General features: G+C 71.4%; 15 protein-coding genes. 7 read left to right on the forward strand and 8 right to left on the reverse strand.

Annotated elements, in window-relative coordinates:
• Positions 1–68: 68 nt before the first annotated feature.
• Positions 69–947 (reverse strand): 3-methyl-2-oxobutanoate hydroxymethyltransferase, encoded by an 879-nt coding sequence (gene panB / locus AC07F3_RS08605; RefSeq protein WP_479111739.1) that lies wholly within the window; start codon positions 945–947, stop codon positions 69–71.
• A gap of 198 nt (positions 948–1145) precedes the next feature.
• Between panB and AC07F3_RS08610 the strand changes: the two genes are divergently transcribed.
• From AC07F3_RS08610 to AC07F3_RS08620, 3 genes are all read left to right on the forward strand, one after another.
• Positions 1146–2753 (forward strand): MFS transporter, encoded by a 1608-nt coding sequence (locus AC07F3_RS08610; RefSeq protein ID WP_479111741.1) that lies wholly within the window; start codon positions 1146–1148, stop codon positions 2751–2753.
• A 61-nt stretch (positions 2754–2814) separates the two neighbouring features.
• On the forward strand, positions 2815–3426 hold the full coding sequence (locus AC07F3_RS08615; RefSeq protein ID WP_479111950.1) for a TetR/AcrR family transcriptional regulator: 612 nt from the start codon (positions 2815–2817) through the stop codon (positions 3424–3426).
• Positions 3427–3607: 181 nt separating this feature from the next.
• Complete coding sequence (locus tag AC07F3_RS08620; RefSeq protein WP_479111743.1) at positions 3608–4630, forward strand: endonuclease/exonuclease/phosphatase family protein; 1023 nt, start codon at positions 3608–3610, stop codon at positions 4628–4630.
• A 16-nt stretch (positions 4631–4646) separates the two neighbouring features.
• On the opposite strand, the gene AC07F3_RS08625 is transcribed toward AC07F3_RS08620, so the two are convergent.
• Positions 4647–6407 (reverse strand): NAD+ synthase, encoded by a 1761-nt coding sequence (locus AC07F3_RS08625; protein WP_479111745.1) that lies wholly within the window; start codon positions 6405–6407, stop codon positions 4647–4649.
• Between the two features lie 77 nt (positions 6408–6484).
• Entirely contained in the window at positions 6485–7330 is an 846-nt protein-coding gene (locus AC07F3_RS08630) for a DUF4190 domain-containing protein (RefSeq protein WP_479111747.1), read from the reverse strand.
• A gap of 84 nt (positions 7331–7414) precedes the next feature.
• On the opposite strand from AC07F3_RS08630, the gene gadC reads away from it, so the two are divergent.
• The 3 genes from gadC to AC07F3_RS08645 are packed head-to-tail and all read left to right on the forward strand — an operon-like array spanning position 7415 to position 10406.
• On the forward strand, positions 7415–8848 hold the full coding sequence (gadC, locus tag AC07F3_RS08635) for a glutamate/gamma-aminobutyrate antiporter GadC (protein WP_479111748.1): 1434 nt from the start codon (positions 7415–7417) through the stop codon (positions 8846–8848).
• A gap of 32 nt (positions 8849–8880) precedes the next feature.
• Positions 8881–9561 (forward strand): DUF998 domain-containing protein, encoded by a 681-nt coding sequence (locus AC07F3_RS08640; protein ID WP_479111750.1) that lies wholly within the window; start codon positions 8881–8883, stop codon positions 9559–9561.
• Entirely contained in the window at positions 9558–10406 is an 849-nt protein-coding gene (locus AC07F3_RS08645; RefSeq protein WP_479111752.1) for an alpha/beta hydrolase, read from the forward strand. The genes AC07F3_RS08640 and AC07F3_RS08645 overlap by 4 nt, the downstream gene beginning before the upstream one ends.
• A gap of 644 nt (positions 10407–11050) precedes the next feature.
• Here AC07F3_RS08645 and AC07F3_RS08650 read toward each other — a convergent pair.
• The 5 genes from AC07F3_RS08650 to AC07F3_RS08670 all read right to left on the reverse strand — a co-directional run bounded on the left by AC07F3_RS08650 (position 11051) and on the right by AC07F3_RS08670 (position 16949).
• A complete protein-coding gene (locus AC07F3_RS08650) occupies positions 11051–13009 on the reverse strand; it encodes a S53 family peptidase (RefSeq protein ID WP_479111754.1) in 1959 nt (652 codons plus the stop codon).
• A 137-nt stretch (positions 13010–13146) separates the two neighbouring features.
• Complete coding sequence (locus AC07F3_RS08655; protein ID WP_479111756.1) at positions 13147–13788, reverse strand: DUF305 domain-containing protein; 642 nt, start codon at positions 13786–13788, stop codon at positions 13147–13149.
• Positions 13785–14471 carry a DUF3105 domain-containing protein gene (locus AC07F3_RS08660; protein ID WP_479111757.1) on the reverse strand — a complete coding sequence of 229 codons (687 nt, stop codon included), beginning with the start codon at positions 14469–14471 and terminating at the stop codon, positions 13785–13787. The genes AC07F3_RS08655 and AC07F3_RS08660 overlap by 4 nt, the downstream gene beginning before the upstream one ends.
• 64 nt (positions 14472–14535) lie before the next feature.
• Positions 14536–14892, reverse strand: coding sequence for a hypothetical protein (locus AC07F3_RS08665; RefSeq protein ID WP_479111759.1), 357 nt, complete (start codon positions 14890–14892; stop codon positions 14536–14538).
• A gap of 80 nt (positions 14893–14972) precedes the next feature.
• On the reverse strand, positions 14973–16949 hold the full coding sequence (locus AC07F3_RS08670; RefSeq protein WP_479111761.1) for an APC family permease: 1977 nt from the start codon (positions 16947–16949) through the stop codon (positions 14973–14975).
• Positions 16950–17187: 238 nt separating this feature from the next.
• Here AC07F3_RS08670 and AC07F3_RS08675 point away from each other — a divergent pair, with 238 nt between their 5' ends.
• Positions 17188–18549 (forward strand): glutamine synthetase family protein, encoded by a 1362-nt coding sequence (locus tag AC07F3_RS08675; protein ID WP_114035578.1) that lies wholly within the window; start codon positions 17188–17190, stop codon positions 18547–18549.
• Positions 18550–18579: the final 30 nt, after the last annotated feature.

The raw sequence follows: 18579 nt of genomic DNA on the forward strand, positions 1-18579 counted from the left end.
GGGGCCCGCAGACGACAGACAGCCCGCCGATGGGGGAAGTCGGCGGACTGTCGTCGTGACCGCAGTGGCTAGTGGAAGGTGTGCTCCTCGGCGGGGAACGACCCGCCGACGACCTCGCCCGCGAACGCCTTGGCGGCGTCCCCGAGCGACTCCCGCAGGTTCATGTACTGCTTGGTGAAGCGCGGCGTCTTGCCGGGGGTCAGGCCCACCATGTCGGTGTAGACGAGCACCTGCGCGTCGCACTCCGCGCCCGCGCCGATGCCGACGGTCGGGATGTGCAGGGTGCGGGTGACCTCGGCGGCGAGCTCGGCCGGGACCAGCTCCAGGACGATGGCGAAGGCGCCCGCGTCCTGGACCGCCTTGGCGTCGCGCAGGAGCTGGTGCGCCGCCTCGTCGCCGCGGCCCTGCACCCGGTAGCCCAGGGTGTTCACGGACTGCGGGGTGAGGCCGATGTGGCCCATGACCGGGATGCCGGACTCGACCAGCAGCCTGATCTGCTCGTGGCTGCGCTCGCCGCCCTCCAGCTTGATCGCGCCGACGCCCGCGTCCTTGACCAGGCGCATGGCGCTGCGCAGCGCCTGCACCGGGCCCTCCTGGTAGGAGCCGAAGGGCAGGTCGGCCACGATGAGGGCGCGTGAGGTGCCTCGTACGACGGCGGCGGAGAGCATGGTGATCTCGTCCAGGGTGACCGGGACGGTCGTCTCGTAGCCGAGGTGGCAGTTGCCCATGGAGTCGCCCACCAGCAGGACCGGGATCCCGGCCTCGTCGAAGACCGAGGCGGTCATCGCGTCGTAGGCGGTGAGCATGGGCCACTTCTCGCCGCGCGCCTTGGCGGCGGCGATGTCGTGCACGGTGATGCGCCGGGTGCCCTTGCCTCCGTACAGCGCCTTGGGGTTGCTGCTGTCGGATGCCTTCGGGTTCTGGGCAGCCTGAAGTTGTTGCGTCATCGCAACGGCTCCTGTTCGTCATCTCGAAGCGCCCTTACGGCGTCTCCGGACCACATCCATGGTGGCATCCCGTGCCCCGTGCGGGGAAGTGGGTGTCTCCGGAAGGTAAATCGGCCACGAACACGAACCGGTGTCCGAAAAGTAAAGACCTTCCTATACGAGACGGTCCCGTATCGAAATTGTTCTAGGCTGAGGGGCATGTCAACCTCGCCTGCCGCGTCCGGTGCCCCGGCCGCGCCCCGGATACCCGAAGCCGTCCACCGCCGACGCTGGGCGATCCTCGCCGTCCTGATGCTCAGCCTGCTGATCGTCGTCCTGGACAACTCGATCCTGAACGTCGCCGTCAAGACGATCGCGAGCCCCGCCCCCACCGGCCTGGGCGCCACCCAGAGCGAGCTGGAGTGGGCGATCAACGCCTACACGCTCGTCTTCGCCGGCTTGCTCTTCACCTCGGGCCTGCTCGGCGACCGGCTCGGCCGCAAGAAGATCCTGCTGTTCGGCATCACGGTCTTCGGCCTCGGCTCGGTGCTCGCCGCGTTCTCGAACTCCCCGGACCAACTCATCGCGTTCCGCGCCCTGATGGGCCTCGGCGGCGCCTTCGTGATGCCGTCCACCCTCGCCGTCCTCATGAACGTCTTCGAGCGCGAGGAGCAGCCCAAGGCCATCGGCATCTGGGCCGGCGGCGTGGGCCTCGCCATCGCGATCGGCCCGATCACCGGCGGCGTCCTGCTCCAGCACTACTGGTGGGGCTCGGTCTTCCTGGTCAACGTGCCGGTCGTGATCATCGCGCTGATCGCCATGGTGGTCCTCGTGCCGGACTCCAAGGACCCGAGCCCCGGCAAGCTCGACCCGGTGGGCGTGCTGCTGTCCGTCGTGGGCCTCGTCCTGCTCGTGTACGGCATCATCCACGGCGGCGAGCTGGCGGACTTCACCGATACGACCGTGCTCGCCACGATCCTCTCGGGCATCGCCGTCCTCGTCGGCTTCGTGCTCTACGAGAAGCGCGTCGACCACCCCGCCATCGACATCGGCTACTTCAAGAAGCCCGCTTTCTCGGCCGCCGTCGTCGCCATCGCGCTGACCTTCTTCGCGCTGATGGGCGTGACCTTCTTCTCGGTCTTCTACATGCAGAGCGTGCGCGGCTACAGCGCGCTCCAGTCCGGGCTGCTCATCCTGCCGCTCGCCGCGGCCCAGATGATCTTCGCGCCGCGGGCCCGGCTGGTCGTCGACCGGTTCGGCGCCCGGGCCGTCTGCACCGCCGGGCTCATCCTGGTGGCGATCGGCCTCGCCGCGTTCGCCCTGTTCGGCGCGGACACCCCGATCTGGCTCATGGAGGTCGTCTTCTTCGTGCAGGGCGCCGGAATGGCCCACATCATGCCGCCCGTCACCGTCTCGATCATGCAGGCGCTGCCGCGCGAGAAGGCCGGTTCGGGCTCGGCCGTCAACAACACCTTCCGCCAGGTCGGCGGCGCGCTCGGCGTCGCCGTGCTCGGCTCGGTGCTCTCCACCGTCTACCGCGGCGACATCGAGGGCCACCTCGACGCGGTCCCCGCCGGGGCGCGCAAGGCGGCGGGCGAATCCATCGAGGCGACCCTCGGCATCGCCGAGCGGATGGGCCCCGCGGGCAAGGCCCTGATCGGCCCGGCCGACGACGCGTTCCTGCACGCCATGCACGTCACCGCGCTGGCCTCGTCCGGAGTGGCCCTGCTCGGCGCGCTCGTAGTCGCCCTGTTCCTGCCGCCCAAGCCGCCCGCGGCGGGCGCGCCCGCGGCACAGGACCGGCCCACCGAGGCCGCCCGCGGCTAGGGCGCGGACCTCCGGGACAATCAGCGGGTCGGCAAGAGGAAGCGGAGCGGGCGTGACCCAGATGGACGAGCAGCACAAGGACGGCGAACCCCGGCGCGGGCGGCCCCGCTCCGAGGCCGCGGACCGGCAGATCCTGGAAGCCGTGGTCAAGCTCCTGGAGGAAGGCGTGTCGCTCGCCGACCTCTCCATCGAACGCATCGCCCGCACCGCGGGAGTCGGCAAGGCCACCATCTACCGGCGCTGGTCCGGCAAGGAGGAGCTGTACGTCGAGGTCGTCCAGTCCATGGAGTCGCCGGCCCCGCCGCTGCCCGGCCACTCGCTCCGCGACGACCTCGTCGCCATGGTCGAGAACGTGCGCCTGCGCAGCCTCGCCAAGCAGTCCTCCGCCCTGCTGCACAACGTCTTCGCCCAGATGCAGAGCTATCCCAAGCTCTGGGCCAGGTACCACAGCCTGGTCATAGACCCCCGCCGCGCACTCCTCGACGAGGTGCTGCGGCGGGGCGTCGAGAACGGCGAGCTGCGCGCCGGGCTCGACCTCGACATGGCGGGCGACCTCTTCGTCGCCCCGATGCTGGTGCGCACCATGCTGCGGCCCGGCTCCGAGCTGTCCGGGCCCGAGCTCGCCGAGCGCATCGTCGACGCCGTCCTCGAAGGGCTGCGCCCGGCCCGCTGAATATGCGCGTTGTGTCACAGGGCCCCGCCGGGGGCCCAGGCCTGGAACCCGGCGCCGCGCCCGGTCGTCCTGCTGGCCGTACGGATGTCGTACGAACGGTGCGACGGCAGGGAATCCCACCCGGTTTCGCCTAGGGTCGAACGGCGGGGACGGTGTGCGGAACAGCAGTGAGGACAGCGGTATGGCGCGGGCGTACATGACGGAGACGGGCGACGGCAGCGCGGAGGCCGAGCGCTCCCGGTCCCGGTTCCGGCGCCTGGCCGAGCGATGGCGGACCGACCGCGGCATCTGGCGCCGCGGCCTGGTCCTCGCGGGCCTCGCCGTCCTGATCGCCCTCGTGATGCTCCTGCACGCGCGCATCCCCAACTCGATCGGCAACCTCGGCTCGCTCTCCGAGACCTTCCTGCCCTGGCTCGGGGTGTTCGTGCCGGTCCTGCTCGGCCTCGCCCTGTGGCGCCGCTCGGCGACCGCGCTCATCGCCCTGCTGCTCCCCACGATCGTCTGGCTCAACATGTTCGGCGGGCTCCTCACCGACAAGCAGGGCTCCGGCGGCAACCTGATCGTGGCGACCCACAACGTGAACGCCGAGAACCCCGACCCGGCCGGCACCGCCCGCCAGGTCGCCGCCTCCGGCGCGCAGGTCCTGGCCCTCGAGGAGGTCCCGGGCGACGAGGTCGCAACGTACAAGAAGGCGCTCGCCGGCCTCTACCCGTACCACTCGGTCCAGGGCACGGTCGGCCTGTGGTCCAAGTACCCGCTGAGCGACAGCCGGCCCGTCGACATCAAGATCGGCTGGACCCGGGCGATGCGCTCCACCGTGAAGACCCCGAGCGGCGACATCGCGGTGTACGTCGCCCACATGCCCTCGGTACGGGTCAAGCTGAAGGCCGGGTTCACCGCCAACCAGCGTGACAACAGCGCCTACACGCTGGGCGAGGCAATCTCCGCGGAGCCGCTCAAGAAGGTGGTCCTCCTCGGCGACCTCAACGGCACCATGAACGACCGCTCCCTGACCAACATCACCTCCCAGATGCGCTCCACCCAGGGCGCCGCGGGCAACGGCTTCGGCTTCAGCTGGCCGGCCGGGTTCCCGATGGCCCGCATCGACCAGATCATGGTCAAGGGCATCGAGCCCAAGTCGTCCTGGACGCTGCCCGAGACGCAGAGCGACCACCTGCCGATCGCGGCGCGCCTGCAGATCTGAGGACCCCGGCCCGGGGTCAGCGCCCCAGGCCCTCCTCGCGCCAGCGGTTGGTGATGGGTAGCCGACGGTCCTTGCCGAAGCCCTTCGCCGAGATCTTCGTACCCGGCGGGTACTGGCGGCGCTTGTACTCCGCCGTGTCCACCATCCGCAGCGTCTTGGCCACCAGCTCCGGGTCGTACCCGGCCGCCACGATCGCCTCCGCGCCCTGGTCCCGGTCCACGTACATCGCCAGGATCGCGTCCAGGACCGGGTAGTCGGGCAGCGAGTCGGTGTCGACCTGGCCCGGGCGGAGCTCGGCGCTGGGGGGCTTGGTGATGGAGTTCTCCGGGATCGGCGGGGTCTGACCGCGCTCGGCCGCCGCCCGGTTGCGCCACTCGGCGAGCCGGAACACCGAGGACTTGTAGACGTCCTTGATCGGCCCGTACGCGCCCACCGAGTCGCCGTACAGCGTCGAATAGCCCACCGCCAGCTCGGACTTGTTGCCCGGCGCGAGGACGATGTGGCCCTCCTGGTTGGAGAGCGCCATCAGCATCGTGCCGCGCAGCCGCGACTGGAGGTTCTCCTCGGCCAGCCCGGTCAGGCCGAGCGAGCCCATGTACGCGTCGAACATCGGCTCGATGGGCACGGTGCGGAAGTTCAGGCCGGTGCGCCGGGCCAGCTCGGCCGCGTCGCCCCGGGAGTGGTCCGAGGAGTACTTCGACGGCATCGACACGCCGTAGACGTTGGCCGCGCCCAGCGCGTCGCAGGCGATGGCGGCCACCAGCGCCGAGTCGATGCCGCCGGACAGGCCGATCACGACCGACCGGAAGCCGTTCTTCGCGGCGTACGCGCGCAGGCCCACGACCAGCGCCGAGTAGACCTCCTCGTCGTCCTCCAGGCGCTCGGCGTAGCCGCCCGTCAACTCCGGCTCGTACGGCGGGACCTGGTCCTCGGAGATCACCACGTGATCAATGCGGAGACCGTCGTCGACGACCCCGGAGGGGGCGGGGCCCGCGGCCGGGAGCTCCAGGTCGAGGACGACCGAGCCCTCGGAGAACTGCGGGGCCCGGGCGACGACTTCGCCGTCCGCGCCGACCACGATCGAGTCGCCGTCGAAGACCAGCTCGTCCTGGCCGCCGATGGTCGCGACGTACGCCAGCGTGCAGCCCGCCTCCTGGGCCCGCTTGCGGACGAGGTCGAGCCGGGAGTCGTCCTTGTTCTGCTCGTACGGCGAGGCGTTGATGGAGATGAGGAGCCCGGCCCCGGCCGAGCGCGTGGCCGGCACGCGGCCGCCGTCCTGCCAGAGGTCCTCGCAGATGGCGAGGGCCACGTCGATGCCGCGCACCCGCACCACGGGCAGCGTGTCGCCCGGCACGAAGTAGCGGAACTCGTCGAAGACGCCGTAGTTGGGCAGGTGGTGCTTGGCGAAGGCCAGCACCACCCGGCCGCCGTGCAGCACCGCCGCCGCGTTCTGCGGGGCGCCGGCCGGCTGGCCGAGCCGGGGGCTCGCGACCGCGGAGCGGTCCAGGTAGCCGACGACCACGGGGATCTCCCCGAAGCCCTCCCGCTCCAGGCGCGCGGCGAGCGTGGTCAGCGCCTGCCGGGACGCCTCGACGAACGAGGATCTGAGGGCCAGGTCCTCGACGGGGTAGCCGGTCAGCACCATCTCGGGGAACGCGATGAGATGCGCCCCCTGCTCGGCGGCGTGCCGTGTCCAGTGCACGATCGCCTCGGCGTTGCCGGAGATGTCCCCGACGGTCGAGTCGATCTGATTCAGGGCGAGACGTAGTTGAGGCACCCGCCCAGTGTAATCGTCAATGCGACGCGATGGGGGGTCATCGGCGCCGCGCGGGGCGCCCCGCCGAGCGGCCGGGGTCAGCCCGTGACCGGTCCGCGCCACACCGTCTCGTCGTACCTCAGCGTCTGCGGGCCGATCTGGAAGTCCACCGTCCGCGAGTCCGGCGGCACCGAGAAGGCGAACCCGCCGGTGGCGCGGTCGCCCGGCGCCAGGCTGCCCGCGAACATCGCGGTGGCGTGCGCGTCGTCGTAGATCGCCTCGACCTCGATGCCGTCCGCGCCGCGCACGGTCGGCACCGCCGAGGTGATGTCGATCGACTCGTCGCTGTCGTTCACGATGGTGACGGTGAACCGGACCGCCCGGTTGCCCTTGCGGTGGCCGGAGGCGGACGCGTCCGGCGTGTAGGGGGCCGGGCGCGAGACCGTGACCTTCACCCCGTCCCGATAGGTGTGCGTCGCCCCGAACGGCTGCGGCTTCGCGGTGGGCGGGGCGCTCGGCGAGGGCTTCTTCGAGGGCGCTGGGGACGACGCCGCCCGCGAGGGCGTCGTCGATATCGCGCCGTTGCGGCCCTGGGTCGCGTCCTTCACGAACACCACCGTGAGCAGCAGCCCGGCGACGGCGAGCACGGTCGCTGCGGCGCCGAGGACCGCGCCGCCAAGGGCCACCCCCTTGTTGGTCGCCCACCCCTTGCGCGCCCGGGCGTGTCCGACGAGACCCAGTGCCACGGCGGCCACCCCGAGCGCGCCCGAGAGCCAGAAGAGGAAGGGGACGAGGCCGAAGGCCACCCCGAGGACGCCGAGGACCAGCGCGGCGGCGCCGGCACCGTTGCGGGCCCGCCGCGCCGGGGGCGGCGGCGACGCCGGACGGCCGGGCGGAACGGGCCCCCACTGCGGCTGGCCGGGGGAGTTGACGGGCACGGTCATGGGGGAGTCCTTCGGTGATCCATTTTTTCCGCCCACCCTACGGCCCGACATGCGGGAGGCGGCCGCCGCGCCGATCATGGGCGCATGACGACCACGGACGCCTCCGATGAAGAACTCGTCGCGGACGAAGGGACGAAACGGCAGTACGTCTCCTGGGTGACCCTCGGCCTGATGACGACGGCATCCGTCGCCAGCCTGCGCCCCTCGCCGTCCATGGCCATCTACGGCCTCGCCGCGGTCTTCCTCTACCTGCTGCCCGCCGTCGTCTTCCTGCTCCCCACCGCCCTGGTCGGCGCCGAGCTGGCCTCCGGCTGGACCGGCGGCATCTACCGCTGGGTCAGCGAGGCGCTCGGCAAACCGCTCGGGTTCCTCGCCGTCTGGTGCCAGTTCGCCATGACGATCGCGTACTACCCGAGCCTGCTCGCGTACGTCGCCTCGACCTTCGCCTACGTCATCAACCCGAGGCTGGCCGAGAACGGCCTCTACGTCGCCGTCGTCATCGTCGTCATCTACTGGACCGGCGTCTGGATCTCCTCGCGCGGCACCAAGACCGTCGCCGGACTCAGCTCGCTCGGGCTCGTCATCGGCACGCTGGTGCCCGGGGTGCTCCTCGTCGCCCTCGGCATCGTCTTCCTCGGGCAGGGCAACCCGTCCCAGGCGCCGATGAACGCCTCGCACTGGCTGCCGCCGTGGACCGGGCTCGCCAGTCTGGTCCTGATCGTCAACAACTTCCTGTCGTACGCGGGCATGGAGATGAACGGCGTCCACGTGTCCTCGCTGCGCCACCCCAAGCGCGAGTACCCGAAGTCGATGTTCCTGGCCACCGGCCTGGTCCTGCTGATCTTCATCCTTCCGGCCCTGGCCATCTCCTGGGTCATGCCGTCGTCGGAGCTGAGCCTGACGGCCGGTCTGATGCAGGCCTTCCAGGCCTTCTTCGACCACTTCCACATCGGCTGGATGACCAAGGTCGTCGGCGTGATGCTGGTGGCCGCCGCACTCGGCGGCATGCTGACCTGGCTCGCGGGACCGGCCAAGGGGCTGGTGCTGCTGTCGCGGCAGGAGGGCTATCTCCCGCCGGTCCTCCAGCGGTTGAACAAGTACGGCACCCCGCGCAACGTCATGGTCGCGCAGGGCGTCGTCACCACCCTGATCGGCATCCTGTACGCCTTCAGCGGCGACGTGTCGAGCGCGTACTGGATGTTCTCCGTCATCACCGTGCAGATCTATCTCATCGCCTACCTGCTGATGTTCGTGGCGGTGGTCCGGCTGCGCAGGACGCGGCCCGAAGTGGAACGCGGCTTCCGGGTGCCCGCGGTCGCCTGGGTCGCGGGCGTCGGGTTCGTGGCATCGGTGGCCGCGCTGTGCATCGGGTTCGTGCCGCCCGACCAGTTCGGCAACCAGCCGCTCTGGCGCTATCTGCTGATCGTCGGCGGCGGGCTGCTCGCCCTCGGCATCCTCGCGCCGGTCGCCCTGCTGACCTTCCGCAAGCCGGGGTGGGTGCATCCGGACCACCGGTGAACCGCGGTCACCCCCGTACCATTGGCCCCACTATGTCCCGCAGTGGTGTGCACCCCCGGCCCGTGGCCGCCCTGCTCGCGCTGGGCGCCCTCGCCTACACGGCCTGGGTCCTGGAACTCGTCTTCCAGACCGGACTCGACCCCATCCAGGCGTACGTCAGTGAACTCGCCGCCGCCGACCAGCCGCTCGGCGGGCTCTTCCGCGCCACCGACCTGACCGCGGGGCTGCTGGTCCTGGCCGCGGCCGCGTGCGCGCTCTGGCGCTGCGACCGGCGGCGCTGGTCCCTGGCGGGCTGGTCGGGCCTCGCGCTCTTCGGCGCCGCCACGGCGGTCGACTCCCGCCTCCCGCTGAGCTGCGCCCCCACCGCCGACCCGGTCTGCGCGGCCCGCGAGACGGCGGGCCTGGTCCCGGCCACGCACACCGCCCACGCGGTGAGCAGCAGCCTCGCGATGGTGGGTGCGGTGGCGGGCGTCGTCGCCCTGACGGTCGCGGCCCGCCGCTACGGCTGGTGGCCGCCGCTCGCCGCCCTGCCCGGCACGGTGCTGGTCGGCCTGGAACTCCTCGCCACCGCCTGGACGTTGACCTCGGTGGCCGCCTTCCAGGCGGGCCGGGGCACCTGGGCGCTCGGCGCGGGCCAGCGGCTCCAGGTGCTGCTGGTGGCGGTGTGGCTGGGGGTGCTCGCGGTGTGCGTGGCGCGGGAGAGGCGGGCATGAGGTTTCTGCGGGTGGCCGGGGTCGCGCACCACGTGGTGGTCGAGGGGGCCGGGCCGGTGGTGGTGCTCAGCGCGGGCCTCGGCATGAGCTGGTTCGACTGGGACGAGGTGGCTCGGCTGCTGGCCCCGGACCACACGGTCGTACGGTTCGACCGGCCCGGGCACGGCCTGTCCGGACCGGCCCTCGCGCCGCCGACCGCCGCGGGGGAGGCCCACCGCATCGCGGGGCTCCTCGACGCGCTGGGTCTGACGGGGGCGGTGACGGTGGTCGGCCACTCCATCGCCGGGTTCCACGCGGAGGCCTTCGCGCGGCTGTACCCCGCCCGTACGGCGGGGCTCGTCCTGGTTGACTCCAGCGTCGAGGAGCACGCGCGTCCTCCGGCGGCCCCGGGGGCGCGGCTCGCTCTCGCACGGGCGGTCGGGGCGGGGCTGTGCGCCGCGGGCGCCCCCGCCGCGCTGGGCCCCGCGGCCCGTCGCGCCCTGGTGCGGGCCGCCCGTACCGGGGGCGGTGATCCGGCGCCGCCCGATCTCGTACGCCGCTGTTACCGCACGTCCCGGGTGCTGCGCGGAATGATTCTGGAGAACGCGTGCTATGCGGCGGTGGCGGCCGAACTCCTCTCCCTGCGCCGGGAGTCCGGGCTGCCGCGCGTGCCGGTGACCGTGCTGGCGGGTGGGGCGGGGGGTGTGGCCTGGGTGCGTCGCCAGCGTGCCCTGGCGGTGGCCCTGTCCGCGGACTTCCAACTGGTTGTCGGTTCGGGGCACTTGGTGATGCTGGACAGTGCGGGGGCGGTGGCGCAGGCGGTGACTTCCCCCACCCCGCCCCTTCCCGAGACCCTCCGGGGGTGAAGGACGTTCCTGGGGGCTCCGCCCCCAGCCCCCCGTTCGCGCCTGAACGGCGCTCGTCCTCAAACGCCGGACAGGCTGAGATGCCCATGCAGGCCAGCACCGTCCTGCCCAGGGGCGCGGGGAATTGCGTGAGAAGCGAGCACGGCCCGCAGCGGAATGGGGGTTTGGGGGCGCAGGGAACTGCGCGAGCAACCGTGCACGGTCGGCGGACGAGGTCAGGCAGAGGCCGCCAGGGGGCGCGGGGCTGTGACATTGTGCGGCTCCGCCGCGTGGGCGCGAGGGAACCTCGCACGGCCGACGGGCGAAGTCGGGCAGAGGCCCCCCAGGGGCGCGGGGCTGTGACATTGTGCGGCTCCGCCGCGTGGGCGCGAGCAACCGTGCATGGTCGGCGGGCGAAGTCGGGTAGAGGTCCCCCAGGGGCGCGAGGAACTGCGCGAGCAACCGTGCACGGTCGGCGGGCGAAGTCAGGCAGAGGCGCCCCAGGGGCGCGGGGAACTGCGCGAGGGGCCGCCCGCGGGCCGCGGCGGGAGCAGCCCCCGGGGGGTTTCGGGAAGGGGCGGGGTGGGGAACAAAAAGGCCCCACCCCCACCCCGCGGTGAACCGCAGGGCAGAGGCGGGGCCGGGGGTGACCCCGGTTCAGGGGGTCAGCGGCGGAACGGGAAACCGTACGACGCCACGTAACCCGGCGCGGGCGAACCCACACCCGTCACGTCGTCGTACCCCTTCGTCGCGGCCAGCGAACTGTCCTTGCCGAGCGAGCGCACGGACGTCAGCAGACCACCCGACGCGTCCACGCCGTTGGCGAAGTCGACACGGGCCACCGCGAGGTCACGGTGCGCACCCAGCGGGTGGTCCGTCACGTCGTGGTACAGCGGCGAGTCGAACCGGGCGTAGATGCCCGGGTTCGCGAACCCGATCGGGAAGTGGCGCGCCTGCTGGGCGAGCGCCTGGACACCCGCGATGACCGGCGCGGCCAGCGAGGTGCCGCCGATGCGGTACTCGTCGTACTTCACCGACCCGTCGGGCCACGACTGCGTCTGACCCACCAGGAACCCGGTGTTGGGGTCGGCCACGGCCGCGATGTCCGGAACCGTACGCATCCGGGCCGCGCCGTTCGCCTTCGCCAGCGAGTCCGGCACGATGCCGCGCTGGTAGAACGGCTGCTTCACGGTGGAGCTGGTGCCGCCGCCCGCGCCGCTGGTGTACGCGCCGGGGAAGTTGGTCCAGCTCTTGCCGTCCGCGGACAGCGACGCCTTCTCGGTGCCCCAGCCGGTCTCGAACTGGTACTTGTCGTTCTTGCCGACCGCCAGCGAGGTGCCGCCGACCGCCGTCACCCAGGCCGAGTTGGCGGGGGTGTCGACCTGCTTCTTGCCGGTGTTGGCGACCTCGTCGCCGTTGTCGCCGGAGGAGAAGTAGAAGCCGATGCCCTCGATCGCGCCGAGCTTGAACGTCTGGTCGTACGCGGCCGCGATGTCCGGGGTCTCGTTGGCCTCGACGTCGCCCCACGAGTTGGAGACGATGTCGGCCAGACGCTGGTCGACGACCTTGTTGAGGGCGTCGAGCAGATCCGGGTCGTTGCAGGACGCGGCGCCCACGTACGTGATGTTCGCGTCGGGCGCGAGCGCGTGCACGGCCTCGACGTCCAGGGACTCCTCGCCGTACCAGCCGGACGCCTTGCAGGCGTCCACGCTGTTGTAGGCCGCCGGGAGGACCTCGGTGTACTGGCCCTTCTTGTAGGCCGCGTCACCGTTGCGCTTGGCGTAGTTCGCGGCGTCCGCCGCCATGGTCGGCGAGGCGTACGCGTCGGTGATCGCGACGGTCACGCCCTTGCCGGTGTACTTGCCCGCGCCGTACGCGGCCCGCAGCTGCTTGCCGGTGTAGCCGTGCACGGCGTACGGAACCTTGGTGCCGTACGCGTCGGGCAGCGTCTTGGCGATGTTCTGGCCGAAGTACGACGAGGACGGCCCGGAGTTGCGGAAGCCCGCGCCCGGACCCGGAAGGGTGTCCTCGTGCGTCGACTGGTGCGGCGCGTTGTCCAGGCCCGCGACCGTCAGGACGGCCCCCGCGAGCGCGCTCGGCGCCGACGCGACCATGGACGGGGCGTGGTAAGTGCGGCCGTCCTTGCGGTAGTTGCGCAGCTGCGTGGCGAACGCCTTCTGCGCGGCAGCGACGTCGCCGGACACCGCGATGTAGTGCTGGGTGGAGCCCGTGATGGTCAGTCCGGACGACTTCAGCCACTGGGTGACCGCGTCGATCTGCTCCTGGGTCGCGCCGAAGCGCTGCTGCGCCTCTGCGGCGCTCAGGTACTTGCCGTACGTCGCCGACTGCGGGTCGGACACGGCCGCGGCGTACGCGTCGAGGCCCTTCGCGTCCCGGCCGGCGAGGTACACCCGGGCGTTGACCTTCGTGGATGCGGCCGTGGCGCCCTGGTCGGCGGAGCCGGTGGCCCAGGCGGGCTGGGTGCCCGCGAGGGCCGCCCGTCCGCTGGGGACCGGGTCGGCCGCCTGGGCGGACGGTATGCCGAGGGCGAGCGCGCCGGCGAGCAGTGGCAGTGTCGCTGCCATGCTCACACCGGCGCGCCGCCTGGCGCGGCTGGTTCTCATGTAACCCCCTGCGTGAGGTCTTCGCATGCTGTACAAGCGCTGTCTGATGCGCGCATGTAATGCGTCACTCTTGTCAGGAACAGTTCATGCGGGGGGCATGTGATCACCAAGAAACGCCAAAGAGCGTTTACCGATGGTCAGTTGGTGCGCGGGGCGGCGCCCCTTTTCTTCAGCATTTGTGCCATGAGGTCGATTTCCGACTGCTGGGAGTCGACCATGCCCTGTGCCAACTGCTTCTCCGGGCCCACCGCGCAGCGCTGGACGCAGCCCTCGGCCATGTGGATGCCGCCCTTGTGGTGCTCGGTCATGAGCTGGAGGTAGAGCACCTCGGCGTCCCTGCCGCTGAGCGTGCGCAGCCGGTTCAGCTCGGTGTTGGTGGCCATGCCCGGCATCAGCGCGCCGTCGGCCCCGGGCGCCATGCCCATCCCCATCCACGCCATCGGCCGCTGGGCCGCCTCGTTCTTCGGCAGCCCCCACAGATCCAGCCAGCCGAGCATCATGCCGCGCTGGTTGGCCTGCGTGTTGGCGATGTCGTAGGCGAGGCGGCGCACCTCCTCGTCCGAGGTGCGGTCGCGCACGACGAACGACATCTCCACCGCCTGCTGGTGGTGGGTCGACATGTCGCGGGCGAACCCGGCGTCGGCCGAAGTCGCCAGCGGAGTACGGGACTTGGGCTCCGCGGTGGCGCCCTGCCCGCCGGACGCGACGAGCACCGCGGCCGCCGCGCACACCAGCGCGAGCGCGAGCGCCGCGGCGAGCCCCCAGTACCGCCGGTTCACTGCGCGTCCAGCCCACCGGTGCACGCGGCACCCGGCTCGGGCGTCTGCGGACCCTGGACGTACCGGGTGAAGAACTGGTCGACCCGGGGGTCGTCCGCGCTGTTCACGGTGAGCTGCTTGCCCCAGGCGCTCAGCATGATCGTCCCGGCCTGGTCCTTGTACGGGCTCATCAGCGAGTACGGCGTGGTGGACACCTTGGCGGCGAGCTTCTTCACATCGGCGGCGGAGGCCTTGTCCGTGTACGTCACCCAGACCGCGCCGTGTTCCAGCGAGTGCACGGCGTTCATGTCCGGGACCTGACGCGGGTAGACCACGCCGCCGCAGTTCATCCACACCTGGTCGTGGTCGCCGCCCACCGGCGGCTTCATCGGGTAACTGACCTTCGTGGTCACGTGGTTGCGGGTCAGTTTCTTGGGATCCCAGTCCTTCTCGCCCGCGATCGGCCCCTTCGCGCCGGCCCCTGTCTGGGCCTGCGCATCGGTCTGCGTCGCGCCGGAGCCGCCGTCCTTCGACCGGCCGAACTCGTACACACCGAATCCGACCAGACCCGCGATCACCACGGTGGCCGCGGTGACCGAGGAGATCACCACGATCCGGCCGCGCCGACGGCGGGCCTGCTCGGCCCGGCGCAGCTCGTCCATGTGTGCTCTGCGGGAGGTACTGGGGTCGCTCTGCGTGGTCATGTGTGCGTAACGTCCTTCTGCTGAGGGGGAGTCGGGGCGGAGCGGCCGTGGGCCGCGGGGCCCGCTAGGTCCGCAGCACCTGAAGGACGTGCAGGTCGGGAGCGCGCGGCCGGGCCCCGAACCGTACGGCGGCGGCCCCCGCGCGGGGCGTCACGGGACGTGTCCCGTGGACGGCGGCCGGGGTCGGCGCGTCCGTCGGGGGCGTGGTGAGCACGGCCGGGACGGACTGCGCGTGGAGCCCGCAGCCGCCCTGGTCCAAGGGGCAGCTGTACTGGGCGGGGCCGTCGGCCCGCGGGTCGGGGTGGCCGGCCGGGTGTCCGGCGCCGCCCGCGAGGCAGATGAAGAGCGCGGCGAGCAGCGTCGCCATGGCGCTCAGCAGCGCCACGGGACGCGTGATGCGCGTGAGCCGCACTCCCCCCATGGGCGCAGATGGTAGGGGAGGGAGTGCGGCTCACGGCAGGCCGGGTGCCTCATCGGCCGGAAAGCGCGGGCACCGGGGGCTCAGCCCACGTGGACCCGGGGCCGGCGGCGCAGGTCCGGCTCGGCCCGGCGCAGCACCTCGCGGGTGACCGGCGCGACCTCGCCGTCGCCGAACACCAAAAAGCGCAGCAGGTGGCTGAGCGGGTGGCCCTCGGTCCAGTTGAAGTAGGCGTGCGGGACCTCGCCGGTGCGGTCGCGCAGCTCCATCATCACGGCCGCGATGGTGTTGGGCACGACCGCGCCCTCGACGCGCAGCCTGCGCACGCCGTGCTTCTCGTCGCCGTGGACGGTGAGCTCGGTGGTGAAGTCGGAGGAGTTCTGGACGAAGACCTCCAGGAACAGCACGGGCCGACCGTCCGGGATGTGGGTCTCCTCGCGCTGGCTGTACTCCTTGGCGCGGTACTCCCGGGTCGAGTGCTCCTGCGGCTCGTTGGCGATGATCCGCAGCGGTCCGCTCCGCGCGGCCTCGTCGACGAACCGGGCGGCGCACTCGTCGAACGTGACCGCCGTGGCCCGCAGTTCGAAGGCGCGGTGCACCCGCGAGGCGAACGACGACACCACGATGCCCACGATGAACAGCAGCGCGATCTTGATGCCGTCCGGCCGCTCGATCACGTTCGTGACCAGGGTGTACGCGAAGACGGCGGTGACCACGCCGAAGCCCAGGGCGGCGGCCCGCTTGCCGCGCCGGTGCACGGCGACCGTCGAGGCGAAGGAGGCCGAGAGCATGAGCACCAGCACCCCGGTGGCGTAGGCACCGCTCTGCGCGTCGACGTCGGCGTCGAACCACCAGGTGATGAAGAAGGCGATGGCCATGAAGATCAGGACCAGCGGCCGCACCGCCCGCGTCCACTCGGGCGCCATGCCGTAGCGCGGCAGGTAGCGCGGTACGAGGTTGAGCAGACCCGCCGTCGCCGAGGCCCCGGCGAACCAGAGGATGGCGATGGTCGAGATGTCGTACACCGTCCCGAAGCCCTCGCCCAGGCGCTGGTGGGCGAGGAAGGCGAGGGCGCGGCCGTTGGCGCCGCCGCCCGCCTTGAACTCGGACTCCGGGATCAGGATGGTGGTCGCGAGGCTGGAGACGAGCAGGAAGCCGCTCATGATGAGCGCGGCCGTGGTCAGCAGCTTGCGGGTGTCGCGGACGCGGCCGAGGGGCTTGTCGTACGTGTCCGAGGCGTCGCCCTGGATCTGCGGCATGACCGCCACGCCCGTCTCGAAGCCGGACATGCCGAGCGCGAGCTTCGGGAAGACGAGCAGGGACACCCCGATCATCGCGAGCGGCGAGGAGTGCTCGGCCGTCATCGCGTCCCACCAGTTGCCGATGACGACCGGCTCGGTGCAGATCTTCCAGACGGCGGTGGCGAGCACCACGAGGTTCAGCGCCAGGTAGACGCCGACCAGCGCCACCGCGATCCCGATGGCCTCCTTGAACCCCTTGAGGAAGACCGCGCCGAGCGCCGCCACGAGGGCGAGCGTGATCCAGAGGTTGGAGCCGTGCAGGAAGCTCGGGGTGAAAGGATTCTCCACGACGTGCGCGGAGGCGTCCGCCGCCGACAGGGTGATCGTGATCATGAAGTCGGTGGCGGCGAAGCCGAGCAGCACCAGGACGAAGATCTTCCCCGCCCACCAGGGCAGCAGCCGCTCCAGCATGGCGATGGAGCCCTCGCCGTTCGGCGACTCCCTCGCGACCCGCCGGTACACCGGCAGCGCGCCCCCGAGCGTCAGCGCGATGAGCACCAGCGTCGCGAGCGGGGAGAGCAGCCCGGCGGCGAGCGCCGCGATGCCGGGCTGGTAGCCGAGGGTGGAGAAGTAGTCGACGCCGGTCAGGCACATGACCCGCCACCAGCGGTGGCCCCGGTGCTCGGCGGGCACGGTGCCGTGCGGGCCGGGGTGGCGGGCGGAGCGCTCGCTCAGCCCGTCGAGCAGCCAGCCGCGCCAGTGGCGCCGGGCGGGGGGTGCGACGGCGGTATCCGGAGGATCCACCTGGGTGCCGGTCATGCGAGGTTCTCCTAGAGCCATGGTGGCGGGCGGTTCTGCGGGCAACGAGGAGCGAGTATCCACCACTTTCCCAGCCACGCGCCCCGCAGGGGCACCCACGGGGAGGGGACGTGCCGCAGGTCATACCGGGTGCGTAATGTGGAGGTAATCCAGCGCCTCGATACTGAGGATTCCCCCGCCGTGCCCGGCGCTGCCGGGGTAGCGGTGCACAGGCCGTCTGAACTGCAAGGATGTGGCTATGGACAAGCAGCAGGAGTTCGTGCTCCGGACTCTCGAGGAGCGCGACATCCGGTTCGTGCGCCTGTGGTTCACCGATGTGCTGGGCTTCCTCAAGTCGGTGGCGGTCGCCCCGGCCGAGCTGGAGCAGGCCTTCGACGAGGGAATCGGCTTCGACGGGTCGGCCATCGAGGGCTTCGCCCGCGTCTACGAGTCCGACATGATCGCCCGTCCGGACCCGTCCACCTTCCAGATCCTGCCGTGGCGCGCGGAGGCCCCCGGCACGGCCCGGATGTTCTGCGACATCCGCATGCCGGACGGCTCCCCGTCCTTCGCGGACCCGCGCTTCGTCCTCAAGCGCATCCTCGCCAAGACCTCCGACCTCGGGTTCACCTTCTACACGCACCCCGAGATCGAGTTCTTCCTCCTGAAGGACAAGCCGCTCGACGGCACCCGCCCCGTCCCGGCCGACAACTCGGGCTACTTCGACCACACCCCGCAGAACGTCGGCATGGACTTCCGCCGCCAGGCGATCACCATGCTCGAATCGATGGGCATCTCGGTCGAGTTCAGCCACCACGAGGGCGCGCCGGGCCAGCAGGAGATCGACCTGCGGTACGCGGACGCGCTCTCCACGGCGGACAACATCATGACCTTCCGCCTGGTCATGAAGCAGGTGGCCCTGGAGCAGGGCGTCCAGGCCACCTTCATGCCGAAGCCGTTCTCGGAGTACCCGGGCTCGGGCATGCACACCCACCTCTCCCTCTTCGAGGGCGACCGCAACGCGTTCTACGAGTCCGGCGCCGAGTACCAGCTCTCGAAGGTGGGCCGCTCCTTCATCGCGGGCCTCCTCAAGCACGCCGCCGAGATCGCCGCGGTCACCAACCAGTGGGTCAACTCCTACAAGCGCATCTGGGGCGGCTCGGAGCGCACCGCGGGAGCGGGCGGCGAGGCCCCCTCGTACATCTGCTGGGGCCACAACAACCGCTCCGCCCTCATCCGCGTCCCGATGTACAAGCCCGGCAAGACCGGCTCCTCCCGCATCGAGGTCCGCTCCCTCGACTCGGGCTGCAACCCGTACCTGGCCTACGCCCTCCTGCTGGCGGCGGGCCTCAAGGGCATCGAGGAGGGCTACGAACTCCCGGCGGGCGCCGACGACGACGTCTGGGCCCTCACCGACGCCGAACGCCGAGCGATGGGCATCGAACCCCTCCCGCAGAACCTCGGCGAGGCCATCACCCTGATGGAACGCAGCGAACTGGTCGCCGAGACGCTGGGCGAGCACGTCTTCGACTTCTTCCTGCGCAACAAGAAGCAGGAGTGGGAGGAGTACCGCAGCGAGGTCACCGCCTTCGAGCTGCGGAAGAACCTGCCGGTGCTGTAGGAGAGTTGGCGGGGTGAGGGGGCCTTCGGG

The sequence above is a fragment of the Streptomyces sp. NPDC045846 genome (genome assembly GCF_056431605.1).

Bases quoted from the DNA above. Each gene is read 5' to 3' on its own strand.
- AC07F3_RS08650 (WP_479111754.1), bottom strand. From the start codon at position 13,009: ATGAGAACCAGCCGCGCCAGGCGGCGCGCCGGTGTGAGCATGGCAGCG.
- AC07F3_RS08640 (WP_479111750.1), top strand. From the start codon at position 8,881: ATGTCCCGCAGTGGTGTGCACCCCCGGCCCGTGGCCGCCCTGCTCGCG.
- AC07F3_RS08610 (WP_479111741.1), top strand. From the start codon at position 1,146: ATGTCAACCTCGCCTGCCGCGTCCGGTGCCCCGGCCGCGCCCCGGATA.
- AC07F3_RS08620 (WP_479111743.1), top strand. From the start codon at position 3,608: ATGGCGCGGGCGTACATGACGGAGACGGGCGACGGCAGCGCGGAGGCC.
- AC07F3_RS08615 (WP_479111950.1), top strand. From the start codon at position 2,815: ATGGACGAGCAGCACAAGGACGGCGAACCCCGGCGCGGGCGGCCCCGC.
- AC07F3_RS08660 (WP_479111757.1), bottom strand. From the start codon at position 14,471: ATGACCACGCAGAGCGACCCCAGTACCTCCCGCAGAGCACACATGGAC.
- AC07F3_RS08675 (WP_114035578.1), top strand. From the start codon at position 17,188: ATGGACAAGCAGCAGGAGTTCGTGCTCCGGACTCTCGAGGAGCGCGAC.
- AC07F3_RS08630 (WP_479111747.1), bottom strand. From the start codon at position 7,330: ATGACCGTGCCCGTCAACTCCCCCGGCCAGCCGCAGTGGGGGCCCGTT.
- panB (WP_479111739.1), bottom strand. From the start codon at position 947: ATGACGCAACAACTTCAGGCTGCCCAGAACCCGAAGGCATCCGACAGC.
- gadC (WP_479111748.1), top strand. From the start codon at position 7,415: ATGACGACCACGGACGCCTCCGATGAAGAACTCGTCGCGGACGAAGGG.
- AC07F3_RS08665 (WP_479111759.1), bottom strand. From the start codon at position 14,892: ATGGGGGGAGTGCGGCTCACGCGCATCACGCGTCCCGTGGCGCTGCTG.
- AC07F3_RS08670 (WP_479111761.1), bottom strand. From the start codon at position 16,949: ATGACCGGCACCCAGGTGGATCCTCCGGATACCGCCGTCGCACCCCCC.
- AC07F3_RS08645 (WP_479111752.1), top strand. From the start codon at position 9,558: ATGAGGTTTCTGCGGGTGGCCGGGGTCGCGCACCACGTGGTGGTCGAG.